Origin of the sequence: Bradyrhizobium sp. STM 3566 (genome assembly GCF_045571445.1) — a bacterium.
Taxonomy (GTDB): Bacteria; Pseudomonadota; Alphaproteobacteria; order Rhizobiales; family Xanthobacteraceae; genus Bradyrhizobium; species Bradyrhizobium vignae.
Genome location: NZ_CP120692.1, coordinates 2,901,125 through 2,915,594, shown reverse-complemented (window position 1 = coordinate 2,915,594; position 14,470 = coordinate 2,901,125). Strand labels below are relative to the sequence as shown.

At 64.4% G+C, this 14,470-nt stretch carries 14 protein-coding genes; 7 read left to right on the top strand and 7 right to left on the bottom strand.

All coding sequences use genetic code 11. The annotated features are described in order from the left end of the window. Window positions 1-375: 375 nt before the first annotated feature. Complete coding sequence (locus P6U27_RS13840) at window positions 376-1,335, bottom strand: IS110 family transposase (RefSeq protein ID WP_122406484.1); 960 nt, start codon at window positions 1,333-1,335, stop codon at window positions 376-378. A 385-nt stretch (window positions 1,336-1,720) separates the two neighbouring features. Then, complete coding sequence (locus P6U27_RS13835; RefSeq protein WP_407194218.1) at window positions 1,721-2,719, bottom strand: transposase; 999 nt, start codon at window positions 2,717-2,719, stop codon at window positions 1,721-1,723. A gap of 487 nt (window positions 2,720-3,206) precedes the next feature. On the opposite strand from P6U27_RS13835, the gene P6U27_RS13830 reads away from it, so the two are divergent. After that, window positions 3,207-3,395, top strand: coding sequence for a hypothetical protein (locus P6U27_RS13830; RefSeq protein ID WP_407194217.1), 189 nt, complete (start codon window positions 3,207-3,209; stop codon window positions 3,393-3,395). A 16-nt stretch (window positions 3,396-3,411) separates the two neighbouring features. Further along, the gene (locus P6U27_RS13825) at window positions 3,412-4,206 is read left to right on the top strand and encodes an IS110 family transposase (protein WP_407194216.1); all 795 of its coding nucleotides are present in this window, start codon (window positions 3,412-3,414) and stop codon (window positions 4,204-4,206) included. Between the two features lie 573 nt (window positions 4,207-4,779). On the opposite strand, the gene P6U27_RS13820 is transcribed toward P6U27_RS13825, so the two are convergent. Beyond that, the gene (locus P6U27_RS13820) at window positions 4,780-5,031 is read right to left on the bottom strand and encodes a hypothetical protein (protein ID WP_407194215.1); all 252 of its coding nucleotides are present in this window, start codon (window positions 5,029-5,031) and stop codon (window positions 4,780-4,782) included. A gap of 312 nt (window positions 5,032-5,343) precedes the next feature. Next, window positions 5,344-6,417, bottom strand: a complete 1,074-nt coding sequence (locus tag P6U27_RS13815; RefSeq protein WP_407194214.1) for a hypothetical protein — start codon at window positions 6,415-6,417, stop codon at window positions 5,344-5,346. Window positions 6,418-6,679: 262 nt separating this feature from the next. On the opposite strand from P6U27_RS13815, the gene P6U27_RS13810 reads away from it, so the two are divergent. Then, window positions 6,680-7,708 carry a patatin-like phospholipase family protein gene (locus P6U27_RS13810; RefSeq protein ID WP_129146395.1) on the top strand — a complete coding sequence of 343 codons (1,029 nt, stop codon included), beginning with the start codon at window positions 6,680-6,682 and terminating at the stop codon, window positions 7,706-7,708. Window positions 7,709-7,727: 19 nt separating this feature from the next. Here P6U27_RS13810 and P6U27_RS13805 read toward each other — a convergent pair whose 3' ends face one another. Beyond that, entirely contained in the window at window positions 7,728-8,156 is a 429-nt protein-coding gene (locus P6U27_RS13805) for a CBS domain-containing protein (protein ID WP_122402616.1), read from the bottom strand. A gap of 191 nt (window positions 8,157-8,347) precedes the next feature. After that, on the bottom strand, window positions 8,348-9,124 hold the full coding sequence (locus P6U27_RS13800) for a rhomboid family intramembrane serine protease (protein WP_122402615.1): 777 nt from the start codon (window positions 9,122-9,124) through the stop codon (window positions 8,348-8,350). 582 nt (window positions 9,125-9,706) lie between these two features. On the opposite strand from P6U27_RS13800, the gene P6U27_RS13795 reads away from it, so the two are divergent. The 3 genes from P6U27_RS13795 (at window position 9,707) to P6U27_RS13785 (ending at window position 11,294) form a co-directional block, all read left to right on the top strand. After that, window positions 9,707-10,261: a PAS domain-containing protein gene (locus P6U27_RS13795; RefSeq protein ID WP_122402614.1), complete on the top strand. Its 555-nt coding sequence runs from the start codon at window positions 9,707-9,709 to the stop codon at window positions 10,259-10,261. A 106-nt stretch (window positions 10,262-10,367) separates the two neighbouring features. Then, window positions 10,368-10,874, top strand: coding sequence for a GNAT family N-acetyltransferase (locus P6U27_RS13790; RefSeq protein ID WP_122402613.1), 507 nt, complete (start codon window positions 10,368-10,370; stop codon window positions 10,872-10,874). A gap of 123 nt (window positions 10,875-10,997) precedes the next feature. Then, on the top strand, window positions 10,998-11,294 hold the full coding sequence (locus tag P6U27_RS13785; RefSeq protein ID WP_122402612.1) for a hypothetical protein: 297 nt from the start codon (window positions 10,998-11,000) through the stop codon (window positions 11,292-11,294). A 77-nt stretch (window positions 11,295-11,371) separates the two neighbouring features. On the opposite strand, the gene P6U27_RS13780 is transcribed toward P6U27_RS13785, so the two are convergent. Beyond that, window positions 11,372-13,300 (bottom strand): DEAD/DEAH box helicase, encoded by a 1,929-nt coding sequence (locus P6U27_RS13780; RefSeq protein WP_407194213.1) that lies wholly within the window; start codon window positions 13,298-13,300, stop codon window positions 11,372-11,374. Between the two features lie 338 nt (window positions 13,301-13,638). On the opposite strand from P6U27_RS13780, the gene P6U27_RS13775 reads away from it, so the two are divergent. Beyond that, window positions 13,639-14,379 (top strand): metallophosphoesterase family protein, encoded by a 741-nt coding sequence (locus tag P6U27_RS13775; protein ID WP_407194212.1) that lies wholly within the window; start codon window positions 13,639-13,641, stop codon window positions 14,377-14,379. The last annotated feature ends 91 nt before the right edge of the window (window positions 14,380-14,470 follow it).

The following is a 14,470-nucleotide window of genomic DNA, read 5'->3' as shown; positions in this document are numbered from 1 at the left end:
TCGCGCACAGCTGCCTCAACATCGTCATTGCGAGCGGAGCGAAGCAATCCAGAAATGCATCCGCGGAATGACTCTGCATTGCTTCGCTCCGCGCAATGACGGAGCAAGTGGCGCCGGCGTCGCTCTGCGGCCGGCATCTGAATTGCAGACACGCCTTCGCATCCTCGCGGCTCATCTCGCCCGAGCTTTGCTTCGTCGCCTCACCCTCAATTGAAAGAGCAACTGTGGCGAAGTAGCCCGGCGATCGGCCGGCCTCAAGGCTGGCGCTGGCGCGCCCCCGCCTGCGGCGGCTGACGGCCTTGACCCCGTCCGCTCACCGGTCTGTTGGCTTTGCATGCGCTCGGCCGAGGTCCGAGCGCGAGATAGGCGCGCTCGTCAGGCCACCCTGTATTTCTTCGGATCCCACGTCTCGCCGCGCGCGATCATGGTGTTGAGGATGATGATCAGCTTGCGCATGCAGGCGACGATCGCGACCTTTGGCGGCTTGCCCTTGGCAATCAGCCGTTCGTAGAAGGCCTTGAACACCGGATTGTTCAGCGTTGCGGCACCGACACAGGGCATGTAGAGGGCATTTCGCACCCAGCGGCGGCCACCCTTGATGCAGCGTTCACCTCGACGTTTGCCGCTATCGTCGTCATAAGGAGCAACGCCCATCAACGCGGCGGCAACTTCGTCGCTCACCTGCCCCAGCTCCGGTAGTCCTCCAAGCAGCGCCATTGCGGTCCCCTCAGCAAAGCCTGGTACGCTCTGGATGATCTCGGCACGTTTGGCAAAGTCCGGCGTTGTCTTGATCGTCGCCGCGATCGCGGTCTCGAGCGCGGCGATTTCGTCAGCCAGCTTCTTAAGAAGACGCGCGCGAGCCTTCTGAACAAGGGCCGGCGCCTCATGCTCCTTCTGCATTTCCAGGCGAGCCCTGACGTCAAGCAGGCCTTGGCGTCCCTTCACCAGTGCCTTCATCTCCTCGTGAGCGGGATTGTCGACTTGGCTGGGAGCCTCGCCGAATGTCTCGGCGAACCAGGAGATCATCTCCGCGTCGATCTTGTCATTTTTCGCAAGGCGTCCCGCCGATTCCGCAAAGTGGCGAACCCGTTTGGGATCGACGATCCGTACTTCCAGCCCTGCTTGGCGCAACGCCTTGGCCCATACCCGCTCGTAGCCGCCGCTTGCCTCCATCACTGCCTTGCCGACCTGATGCTTGCGAAGCCATGCAATCAAGCTCCGTCGCCCCGCCGCGGTTGTTGGGCAAGTCTTCCGCTCCGTTACGGTCCGAATGCACGCATCAATCTTGTCTTTAGCGACATCGATGCCGACGACAACCAGATCGTCTTGTGTCATCATCCACTCCCTTCCTTGCCTGGTACGGGCTCGCAGCCCTTGCAACTGTTCGGGTTCAGGAAGACACCGGAGCTGTCCCTTGCTCTTTAGCAGGCTCTGTCGCCTTTGGGCGCAACGGGCTCAGTTCCGGCAACGGGCGGTTCTGATCCAACCGCCCGTTGCCACATTCTGGCAGATTTCGGGGACACAAGGGCGCAGGGAAGACCGCATAGGCGTTAAGGTAGCGCGAGCATCGATTGATACGGACGTTTTCGAGGAGGCTCGCGCAGGTGCCGCCCAAGCGCTCGCTTTCTGCGGCGAAAGCAACGGATGGTTGGTTGTGGAATGATCGCTTGTAGCAAGGATGCAACGAGTTGTTGCAAAACACGCCAAGCGCCAGGTGCCGTCAGGCGGCCTGCGTCCAGCGGGGAGAGTCCTCGAAGTCGCGGGCAAGCGGCTCGAGCAGCAGGATGATCAAGAGGTGTGCCAGCAAGTAGGGCTTGGCGGAGCGCGGATCGGTTCCAGGTGGCGTCTTGAGACCAATCAGACTCTTCAGTCGCTTGAAGCCAAGTTCGATGCGCCATCGCAGTCGATAGAGCGCGAGTACATCCTTGGTGGAGAACTCGTCCCGCGCGAGCGACGTGACCAGAATGACCCAATCCGCGGCTTCCAGAGTTTCTTTGGAGATGACGCGGTTTTCGTCTTGTGCGTCGCGCCGGGCTTTACGGCGCGAAGCCGCGACTGCACCGGCGGGCTTCTTGACTGCGACCAGACGCATAGCCAGAGGCGCACCGTCCTTGCGTTTGATCCAAATCCTCCGATCGATCAGTCCGTGCGCCTTCGCCGCACGCAATTGGGCCATCAGATCGAACGCAAGGCCTTTGGCATCAAGCCAACGTGCGTTCTTCCAGCCCGCTCGGATCAAAACGTCTGCCCCGGCGTCGCGCACAGCGGCGATGCGGTCAGGTTGTAGATAAGCGCGGTCAGCAATGCGGATCTCGTTCTTGACCACCGGTATCCGGTCAAACGTTTCGCCTTCTTGCTGATCTGTCAGCTCGAAGTGACCAAAGCGCTCATATGGCAGATCGAATGCACTATGAACGCGCCAAAGCTCACTGTTCCTGCGCGCAGCCGGTCCTGCCTGAGGCACTGTCGTCGCATCGATAATGCGGATCAGGCGGCCTCGGCTCGCTTTCGGGGCTGCCGCAGCGAGCAAGCCCTCCACCAGCACTGCAAACCAATCGCCACATTGACGCAGGCGATAGAACAACGCCACGCTGCTGAGGTCGGCAAGGCCAACAGAAGCGGCCCACGCGGCTGTCGATCTCAACCCTCTTTCACCCAGACAATAGGCCAGCATCAGCCGAAGTAACGACACCGCATCTGGAATTTGGCGCCGCCGCACGAAAGCCTTCGTCTGGCGCGCACTTATTCAAAGCTGCGCAGCCCCGCCGAGCTGCGTAACCACTCTCGTCCAGTCCTCGTTCAGAAGCGATTCGTCTGCCATCCCGCCTTGGAATCACGTGTGATTCCAACACTCAAGAACAAACTTAACGCCTATGGGGAAGACCGGGAGCCGGTTGGCTCCCATCGACCGCCATGCCAAGAGCAGATTGCGTATGCTTGATGCACGGCGGAGAAACAGGGCAACCGGAGACATCCCGGCCTTTCCTGCGCAGTGGTTTGACGGCTTATGTCGTGCTCTTGTGTCCAGAAAATCTGCCAGAATGTGCGAACGGGCGGTTCTCGCAAAACCGCCCGTCGCTGGATCTGAGCCCGTTCGTGCTCAAAGGCCTTGAGCCTGTCGGGGAGCGAGGGACAGATCCGGTGGTCTTCCTCAACCCGAACAGTTGCATGGGCTTCGAGCCCGAACCGAGCAAGGAAGGGAGTAGATGATGGCACAAAACGACGTCCTTGTCGCTGGCATCGACGTGGCCAAGGACAAGGTGGATGTGTGCATTCGCTCATTGTCACAACGGCAGACGTTCGCGAGCAGCCCAGAAGGTCGGCGAGCGCTGATCCGCTGGCTTCGCAAGCACAAGGTCGGCAAAGCCGCCATGGAGAGCTTCCGGTGGTTATGAGCGGGAGTGGGCCAAGGTGCTACGCCAGGATGGTATCGAAGGCTTGGTGGTGGATCCAAAGCGGGTGCGCAACTTCGCCAAATCGGCTGGACAGCTCGCCAAGAACGATCCGATCGATGCGGAGATGATTGCCTGGTTCGCCGAGACCTTCATTGAGGCAAGGGGGCAAGCCTACGATGCGGCACGCGAGAAGCTGGCGCAGATCGTGAGTGCGCGCCAGGCTCTGATTGACGTGCAGACGAGCTTGCGAAACAGGACGGAGCATTCCACTCCTGACGTCGTGCAGAAGATGCAAAATCGCCTGCTGAAGCGGCTCGCCGCCGAAATTGCCAAGCTGGAAGCAGCGATCGCAGCCCTGATCAAGACCACACCGCGTTTTGCCGAACTCGCCGAGATCATCGAGAGCGTACCAGGTCTTGCCGGGGGCACATCCGCCGGACTGATCGGGGCGATGCCGGAACTCGGCCAGATAGGCAACAAAGTGGCCGCGGCCCTGCTGGGTGCTGCGCCTTATGACGACGACAGCGGCAAACGTCGGGGCGTCCGTCATATCCAGGGCGGACGCCGCAAGGTCCGCAACGTCTTCTACATGGCGTCCATGGGAGCCGCGACCCGGCATAACCCCGTGCTCAAGGCCTTTTACGATCGCCTGATCGCCAAAGGCAAGGAGCCGAAGGTTGCGCTCACCGCCTGCATGCGCAAGCTGATCGTGATCCTGAACGTCATGATCGCACGCGGCGAGAAATGGGACGCCGGCCGGTACGAAGTGAGCAACTCCGCTCGGCTTCCGCCGAGCGCTTGCACGCCCTGAAGACCGGCGAGCGGACGGGGTCAAGGCCGGAAGCCGCCGGAGGCGGTGGCGCGCCAGCGCCAGCCTTGAGGCCGGCCGATCGCCGGGCTACTTCAACACAGTTGCTCCCCGGGGAGCGATGCACTATTGCCCCCGTCGCCTTGCGGATGGCTGATGCACGTGCCCGGTCGGGCCGCCACATCACCGCAACACTTGGCGCACAGACCCCGGGCGCCAGGACCACACGATTTTGCCGTACGCGAACCGCACCCGTCGTTGGCGCGAGGTCTTCGCTCACGGTTGCCCGCCCCGCAAAACCCTTCGCGCCGGTGCAACCCACGTCCACCGCCGTCCGGCCCGCGTTCGTGACGATCGCGATACGCCCCTCTTCCTTGGGCCGGATTGCGGCGAGACATACGTCGTTTCCGAATTTCGGTAAAGCGGAATATTTTTGGCCGGGTGCGTTGACCCATGGCTCGCGTGTTTTGCCCGACGGTCAACGCAAGGGATTGTGGCCGGGATCGAGCGCAGCGGAATCCGGGAATCCATCCAAGCGGACAAACCAGCCCCGGATCGCGCTGCGCTCCATCGGGGCTACGGACGCCGCTGATCCTCGCTGGAGGCCGCTGACCGGTTGCGCAAATAGGCCTGGGACAACAGGAAGAACAACGCGCGCTCGCCTTGATATTTGGCGGACGGACGCGTGCGCTCGAAACCGTCGGCAAATATCTTGCCGGACTGGTCGCGCACCTGCCACCGCCAGCCAAACCGCTTGCGCCTGGTGAGGATCACTTCGAACATGCCGACGAGCCTGGTCCCCTGCTCCGTGCCGGTCTCGCAAGGCATGCGCCTGCTCCGGCCTTCCCCGTTAGACGGACGCCCGACATATAGCGCAGCAGAATGGAAAGAGAATAAGATTTGATTGCAGCAAATGCGTATCTTCCACCGGTCGTGGGCGGCAGGCGCGCCGCTGCTGGAATAAGGCGATGCCGCCGGTGTTTGTTGGCTCCAAGCTGGTAGCGCTGCCAAGACAAGACAGAACACAGCGGTTGAAGAGCAGTTGCTTGGCAGAACCCATACCGGAAGCGGCGGTATTAGGAGATGCACACCCATGCGCGCGATGAGAATTCTTGTGCCGAACGTCTCGTTGCGGGCGGCTTAGCGCGCGACCACCTCGACTTCGCCGTCGACGCCGTTGACGACGTTGAAACCGCGCTCGTAGACCTTGCCTTCGTTCTTGGCGATGGCGCGGTATTCGCCTTCGGAGAGCACGACGCGCGGGAAAGCACCGATCGATTCCTTGATGACGTCGCCGCCCGGAGTCAGCACCGACCAGGCCGTGTTGGCGAGCGCCTCGCCGCCCCTGTCGCTGACCAGCTTGAGCGTGATGACGGCGGCGCGATGGGTGATGGTGACGTCGGTGAGCTTGCCGGCCTGAACGCGAATGTCGGAGCGCACCACGGAATTGGCGTCGCCATAGTTGGAGACGATATAGTAGGTGCCTTCCGGGATCAGCACGACATCGCCGGCGGCGACATTCGGCACCAACGCAGCGCGATCGCCGGACTCGAACTGGCTGCCCTTGTAGATCGCGAACGAGATCTGGTTCTGCGGAATGCGGCTGGTGCCGACCCGGCCCTCGATGCGCAGACCGCCGGCCGGCAGCACGAAGGATTGGCGGTCGGTCTCGGCCTTCAGACTGACGGTGCGCACCGCGCTGACGAGGCCGAAGGCGACGTGGACGACGTAATTGCCCGGCGGCAGCACGATGTTCGGCGCGGCGTTGCGATCCTCACGGAGCAGCTTGAAGGTGCCGTTCTCGTCGGGACGGTCGGCGAACACGCGCCAGACCAGGCCGCTGGTAATGGGGGCCGAGTCCTTGCCGTATTTCGCCGTCAGCGACAGCACACCCTGCCCTGGCACGGCCGCATTCAGCGGCGCGGCCGGTGGCACGGTCGTGACTGCGGGCGGCGGCATGCTGGGCGTAGCGGGCTGCATCAGCGTCGGCGGCAGGCTCGGGACTCCGGCGCCCGGCCCGGAGGGCGGTGCCAGGCTGACGGCGCCGCCGGGGTCGGGCACCGATGCCGGCGGCACCGGCGGCGGACGATCGGAGAAAAGCTGCGCCTGCGCCGCATTTTGGCCCGAGGTCACGAGGCACGCGGCAAGGATCAGCGCCGGCAGCAGCCTGCCACTGCGCCGCGATCCGATGATGCCGTCACCCCCGCGTGTCATGTTCCCTGCTTTTCACCGAAAACGCGGCAAATTCAAGCCTCTGAAACCCCAAGAAATACGGCCTCTGTTACGGCCCCTTCTTTCCCTGGAACTGGGTTGACGCCTGCGTGATTATCCCTGCAGCAACCGTCCATTGCCATACTCCTGCCCTGTGCGCTTCCCAAAGCGACATAAACCATGCTTCGCCCGCGAGATGGCGAAGTCCAGGAACGGTCCCTAGTCTGGTGGTTGGTTGGGGCTGGCCCGGCGTAGGAGAGTTTCGGTGCTGGACATCTTGAAAGGTCGGAGCGCGAACGGCTCGAACGGCGAGAAAATTGGTCTCGGCAGCATCCGCCGGCCGATCGTTGGCCTCGCGCTCGGCGGCGGCGCGGCGCGCGGCTTTGCCCATATCGGCATCCTGAAGACCTTGCTCAGCAACGGCATCGTGCCCGACGTCGTGGTCGGAACGTCAATTGGCGCCGTGGTCGGCGGGGCCTATGCGACCGGCCAGCTCGACACGTTCGAAGAATGGGGCCGCAGCCTGCAAGGCATGCGCAACATCCTCGGCTATCTCGACATCCGCCTCAACGGCTCGGGCCTCATTGGCGGCGAGAAGCTGGCTACCCGGCTGGAAGAGGCGATCGGCCAGACCCTGATCGAAGACCTGCCGATCAAATTCGCGACCGTCGCGACCGAAGTCCGTACCGGCCATGAGATTTGGCTGACCCGCGGCCGCGTGGTCGACGCGATGCGCGCCTCCTATGCCCTGCCCGGCATCTTCTCGCCCGTCCTGATCGGCGACCGCTGGCTGGTCGACGGCGCGTTGGTCAATCCGGTGCCGGTCTCGGCCGCGCGCGCGCTCGGCGCCGAAATCGTCATCGCGGCAAACCTTTCCAGCGACATCTTCACCCATTCCACGACGATCTATTCGCACGGCGCGATGCCCACACCGGTCGCGCCGGTGGCCGAGGAGACGACCGCCAAACGGCGTTTCCCGCGGCTGTTCTCGCCCGAGAAGACCATGAAACGTGAGTTCTTCGGCGGCGGCGGACGCCCCGGCATCTCCTCGGTGATGGTGGATGCCTTCAACATCATGCAGGACCGCATCACCCGCGCCCGCCTCGCCGGCGATCCGCCCGACATGCTGATCACGCCCCGGGTCGGCCAGTTCGGCTGGTTCGACTTCCACCGCGCCGACGATCTGATCGCGCACGGCGTACGCGCGGCAGAGCGCGCGTTGGACTCGATCCAGGAAGCGATCCATGTGCTGGCGCCGCCGCCCGAGGGCGCCGCGCCCAAAGCCACCGAGTAAGGCCGCTCAGTAACGCCGGTCAGGCGGTCTTGATGTAGTCGCGCAGGGCTTCCTGTTCGGCCTCGTATTCCTGGACGCGGCGCTTGACGATGTCGCCGATCGAGATCAGGCCGACGACCTTGCCGTTCTCGATCACGGGCAGATGGCGAAACTTGCCTGTCGTCATCATCTCCATGAGCTCGGCGACCGTGTCGGTCTCCTTGCAGGTGACCACCTTGCGGGTCATCACCTCCGAGACCGGCGCCTCCAGCACGCCGGCGCCGCGTTCGCCGAGCACGCGCACAATGTCGCGCTCCGACAGGATGCCCTCGAGCCGGCTCTGGTTCATCACCAGCACTGCGCCGATTTTCTTCTCACCGAGCAGCTTGATCGCGGCCGCCAGCCTGACGTCGGGCTCGACGCTCACGATCTGGTGGCCCTTGGTATTCAGAATGGAACGTACCGTCATTGTCGCCTCCCTGAATCGGAGCCGTCCGCCTTGTGGCGGTCCGAACTTTGATCTGCGAGTCTTCAACTAACAGTTTTGGCGCGGGTTTCACGCTCGCGCGCTTGTCGAAACGTTGCCCCTATGGGCTTGTCGCTCCGGAACATTCTTCCCGGGAATGATGGATGAATTCGGGCCGCGCTGCAAGTACACCTTCAAGCACGGTCAGAAACGTCCCGTGATGACGCATCCGCAGCATCGCTTCGCACGCGCGGCACCGGATCGAACAGCGCGAACAGCAACAGGCCGGCGAAGAAGCCGCCGATATGCGCCTGCCATGCGACGCTGGTGGTTTCGGCATCGATGCCGATCGCGCCGACGCCGAAGATGATGTTGACGCCGAACCACACGGCGAGGAAGCCGACCACCCGCCCGTCGCGCAGCGCACGCGACAGCGGCAGCGCAGGAACCTTCGCGGCGGTATCGGCATCCGATCGGCTGAACGACAAGAAGCTGCCGCGGGCGAAGGCGAAGCGGATCGCGGCAGCCATCGCGCCCGAGACCGAGGCCGAAGCGCCGATCATCGGCGCCACCGCATGCTCATGGGTCACGAGATGGGCGAGCGCGCCGGCCGCCGCCGTCACCGCCAGGAAGACGAAGAACCTGACCGCGCCGAAGCGCCGCGCCAGCGCGCTGCCGAACGGCAGCAGCCACAGCACGTTGAAGCCGAGATGGGTGAGATTGGCATGCAGCAGCGAATAGGTGACGAAAGTCCACACCTTCGCTCCCGCCCCGCCCGGAATCTGCAAATTGAGCAGCGAGGAATCGTAGCGCTTCGGAATGAAGCCGAAGACGTCGATGGTCCAGTTCTCGAGCTCCGGCGGCAGCAGCACCCGCAGATGGATCAGCGCCAGCAGGGCGATATAGGCGGTCAGCGCCGCCGGCAGCGTCAAGATCGGCTCGCGCGGAGCCTCCTCAGCGGCGGCCGGCATGTTCGGTGACGAATCTTGCGGGGAATCCAAGGCGGCTTCGCTTTCGGGCAATCGGAGCGACAGCTTGGAGATAGTCGCCTTTACCGCCCCTGCGCAAGTGCACAAAGGGACAAGCTGCGAGATGTCCGGCCCGATCCGTCGCTGGGCCCCGGCTCTGCGCAGCAACGCTATGCGTTTGCAGCGCGTCCGGGACACGAAGGGTTTAAAAAGGAAAAGGCAGGGCCCTGGGAAAGCCCTGCCTGTCCGTGTCGGTCTTCCGGTGGCCGGAGAGATAAGGCTATCCCCACCCCTCCCCGCGATCGTGACCAAGCTGTTTGACGCCCCTAAGTACAGGCCCCGCCGAGAACCTGGAGAAAGCGGCGAGGCTTGCGACCGCGGTCACCATAGCAGGCGCGCGGCCGACACCAAGCGCATAGTTAATTTAACGTTAACGACGCAAAAGCTGGCATAAGAGGCCCGAAAACGCGCGCGCGGCATGGACGCTGCAAATCCCCTCCTGCACAACAACAGAAGGGATCGCGGGTGCACTGAAGCGGGACAGGTTTGTCCCTTCGAGGTTGCACCCCGGGCGAGCGTTCAGTCATGAAACATCCGTCGAGCCGCACGTTCTTCGCGTATTGGGACAAGAAGCGCGGCACTGCGCGGGCCCCTGACCGGGCCGACATCGACCCGGCCGCGGTCCGAGGCCTGCTCGGCGACATCTTCGTGCTGTCCTGTGAGCCGAGCCTCGGCTTCCCGTTTCGCGTCGCCGGCACGCGCGTCTGCGCGCTGGCAGGGCGCGACCTCAAGGATCAGAGCTTTGCGGCGCTATTCGCTGATGCGAGCCGAGGCGAGATCGAGGAGATTGCGACGATCGTCGCCGACGAGACGCTGGGTGCGATCGCCGGCATCACCGCGGCGCGCGAGGACGGCAGCAAGGCGCATCTCGAACTGCTGCTGCTCCCCTTCAACGCCCGTCCGCACACACCGGTGAGCGTGACCGGCGTGCTCGCGCCGTTCGACGACGAATGCGGCACGCTTTCCGCCTTCACCCTCACCTCCTGGCGCTATCTGCACCAGCCCGAGAAGCTCTTGCCGCGCGCCATCCGGAAATTGCAGGTCGCACGCGGGCTGATGGTGTATGAGGGGCTGAGATAGCCTCCGCGGCCCCGATGCGCGGCATCGCGCGCAAGACGTATCCGAGATAGCGGCACGGCAGCGGAACTGAATAAACTGGTCTAACCAGACGGAACGACGGACCGACATGAGCAAGACGCACTGGCGTCCCGCGCACACCTGCGACTTGCCTGCGATCAGCGCGCTTGCGGCACGCATCCACCCTGCGCTGCCTGAGCGCGCCGAGGTGCTCGCGGAGAAGATGCGGCTCTACCCGGCTGGCTGCCGCGTGCTCGGCGCAGATGAAGGCATCGTCGGCTACGGACTGACGCATCCCTGGATGCAATACCGGATTCCGCCGCTCGACAGCTTCCTGCACGAATTGCCCGATCGCGCGGATTGCCTCCACCTGCACGACCTCGCCGTATTGTCCGGCTTTCGCGGCGGCGTTGCACGCGATTATGTTGCCGAGATCGAGCGGCTGGCGCGCGCGTCGCACATCGCGACGCTGGCGCTGGTCTCGGTCTACGCCACGCGGCCGCTGTGGGAACGTGTCGGCTTTCGGGCCGTCACTGCGGATGCGGAGCTGCGTACAAAGCTCGAATCGTACGGCGAAGGCACGACATACATGCTGCGCGACCTCGCCGCGACGTGACGCCCCCTTCCCGGTCGGCTCACGTGGGCGTGAAGCCGCTCCCTCGAACCGGGCCGGATCAGCCTCCGTCGAAGGTATGTGCGAGCCGTTCCGGTCTCGCCGAACCGAGGCTGGAGAATGTCCATGAAACTCACATTGTCGAAAGTTGCTTTCCTTGCATGCGTTGCAACGGCCGCGCTCACCGCGACCGGTGCCAATGCGGCGCAGGCCCGATCTTACGGCTGCGAATTTGCCTTGTTCGAAAGCTGCGGCAGCGTCGTCGAAATGACGAACCCGGGCCGTGCACGCCGCGTCGTTCGCCTCACCGACGATACCTCGCCGACCTACATGAAGCAGACTGACCCGCGCTACAGTTCGTCGATGCGCGATGCCGGCGGTGGTGGTGGCGGCGGTGGTGGCGGTGGCGGCGGCGGCCGCTGAACTCACACCCGACTTTCAGATGATGTCGCCGGTGCAGTCCGGCGGCATCGCTCCTGTCAGCGCGGAACGACAGAAGCTCAACCGCGACGCTTCTTCTTGGCCTTCTTTCCCGATGCACCCTTCACCCGCCAGGGCGTGACCGACGGCTCCGGGTGGCCCGGCCTGTCCTTCTTCTTCTTCCCGAAGGAAGGAGCATCGGCGAATTTCGGCACGCGCTCACCATGAGCCCTGCTGCGTGGCTTGGCTCCACTTGCCTCGCGCGGGCGATCGTGGCGCCGTTCACGATGATCGCCGGCCTCGCGCTGCAAGGCGTGAGGGTGCGCCTCCGAATCTTCCCGCCGGCGGGGCACGTCCGCCATCGGCTCGATGCGAATGCTGTCTTCCTTGTCCGGACGCTTGATCTTGGTGGCGAACGAATCTGCGACCCGCTCGGAGATCTCGAACTCGGTCGTGGTATCCATGATCTTGATGGCGCCGATGTCGCGCTTGTCGATGCCGCCGCGGCGGCAGATCATCGGCAGCAGCCAGCGTGCCTCGGCATTCTTGCGCCGCCCGATCGCGGCGCGGAACCAGACGCTGCCCTCCGTCATGGCGTGTTTCGAGGAGGCTTTCCCCGGCTTCGATCGCGCCTTGACGCGATCGTCGCCGCCTTCAAATCTGTCACGCCCGCGCTCCTCGCGCAGCTTACCGCTTCGCTCGCCGGGATCGATGATGTCCTCGGGCGCCGGCAGCCGCGCGCGATAGAGCCGCGCGAGCGCGGCGGCGATGTCCTCGGGCGACCGCTCGGCCAATAGTGCATGCGCGAGAGCGAGGTCGTCGGCAGTCGTCTCCTCGGTGAACAGCACGTCCTTCATGCGCTCGTGATCGAGCTTGCGGATTTCGTCCGCCTGCGGCGCGGTACCCCAGGCCGCATCGATGCCCGAGAGATCGAGCAGCAGTTCCGCGCGCCGCCGACGTGCGGGCGGCACCAGGAGGACGCTCGTCCCCTTGCGGCCCGCGCGTCCCGTGCGACCGGAGCGGTGCTGCATGACCTCGGCGTCGTTGGGCAGATCGGCATGAATGACGAGGTCGAGGCTCGGCAGGTCGATGCCGCGGGCAGCGACGTCGGTCGCGACGCAGACGCGGGCCCGTCCGTCCCGCAGCGACTGCAGCGCCAGCGTCCGCTCGTTCTGCGTCAGTTCGCCCGATAGCGCGACCACAGAGAAACCGCGTTCCAACAGCGCGGCCTGCAGATGCCTGACGGCATCGCGCGTGCTGCAAAACACCAGCGCGCTCGGCGCCTCGTAAAAGCGCAAGACGTTGACGACGGCGTGCTCGACGTCGGCGGGCGCGACGCGGATCGCGCGATACTCGATATCGGCGTGACCACCCTCGTCACCGGCGACCTCGATCCGGAACGCATCGCGCTGATATCGCCGCGCAAGCGCGACGATGCCGCGCGGAAAGGTCGCCGAGAACAGCAGGGTGCGGCGCGTCTCCGGCGTGGTCTCGAGGATGAACTCCATGTCCTCGCGAAAGCCGAGATTGAGCATCTCGTCGGCCTCGTCGAGCACGACGGCGGCGAGTTGGGAGATGTCGAGGCGGCCGCGGCGCAGATGATCGCACAGCCGCCCGGGCGTGCCGACGACGATGTGCGCACCGGCGGCCAGCTCGCGCTGCTCGCGCCGCGGGTCCATGCCACCGACACAGGAGACGACGCGCCCGCCGGCATGCCCGTAGAGCCAGGCGAGCTCGCGCTGAACCTGAAGCGCGAGCTCGCGGGTCGGCGCCACAATCAGGGCGAGCGGCGCGGCCGCAGGTCCGAACTGCTCGGCGTCATCGAGGAGATTCTTGGCGATCGCCAATCCGTAAGCGACGGTCTTGCCGGAGCCGGTCTGGGCCGACACCAGGAGGTCGCGGCTGGTCGCTTCGTGGGCGAGCACGGCGAGCTGGACGGGGGTCAGTGAATCATAGTTCCGCTCGGCCAAAGCGCGGGCGAGCGGCGGGGTCAGGGCCGGAAAAGACACGGGATGGAGAACCTTGGTTGATTCAGGCGCGGAACGGTGATCCTGCGGACCTGAGCTGCGTGCGCGGCAAACGGCCCGGCCGCACGCTGATTTGATCTGGGCGCTCTTTACGCCAAAGGGTCGGAAATCACCATGCCTATGATGCATGGCTTGATGGAGAGCACCGCGCCGGAAGGTTGCAGCGGATTTTTACGGCCACCTCCATTAACCTGAGACCCACCGGATCGGATGGGAATGACCAAGTGACGCCGTCCGTCAAACGCACCTGCGGCCATCGGCTGATCCTCCTGCGACCCGGCAGAGCTAAGTTCAGATAAAACAGAATAGGGAGCACGACGATGCGGTTGGCAGTCATTTCCGATATCCACGGCAATCTTGCTGCGCTTGAGGCGGTGCTGGCCGACATCAAGGCGCGGGGCGTCGACCGCACGGTCAACCTCGGCGATTGCGTCACCAGCCCGCTGTGGCCGAGAGAAACCTTCGAAGCCCTCCAGTCGCTGGCGTTGCCGACCGTGCGCGGAAACCATGATCGCTGGATTGAGGAGTTTCCGGACGACAAGCTCTCGCCGGCAGGCCTGTTTGCGCGTCGCGCACTGACTGCGGAGCAACGGCGCGCGCTCCACAGCCTGCCTCCCCAAAATCGGCTGGACGAAGGGATCCTGGCCTGCCATGGCACGCCCGAAGACGATACGGCGTGCCTGATGGAGGAAACGCTCGACGACGGCCGCTTTGTGCCGGCACGCCGCGAAGTTCTGGCGACGCGCCTTGCGAGCGAGCCGACGGCGCGCGTGGTGCTGTGTGGCCATAGCCACCGCCAAGCCGTCATTCACGGTCCGCGCGAGTGTCTGGTCCTCAATCCCGGAAGCGTCGGATGCCCGGTCTTCGCGGACATTCCCTTTGCCGCGAAACTGGAACACCGCTCGCCTCACGCCCGGTATGCGATCATCACGAAGGGAAAAAGGGGCTGGCAAGTCGAACTTCTCGCCCTCGAATACGACTGGGAGGCCGCCTCGGCACGCGCGCTCGCCAACAACCGCCCGGAATGGGCGCAGGCGATGTTGTCCGGATACGTCAAATAGAAGCCGGCTGTCGTGAGATCTCCGAATCCACGCCACAGGGCAGGATCGACCGATGAACGCGTACGGCCTTGTCGCGCCCGCCACGCGCCCC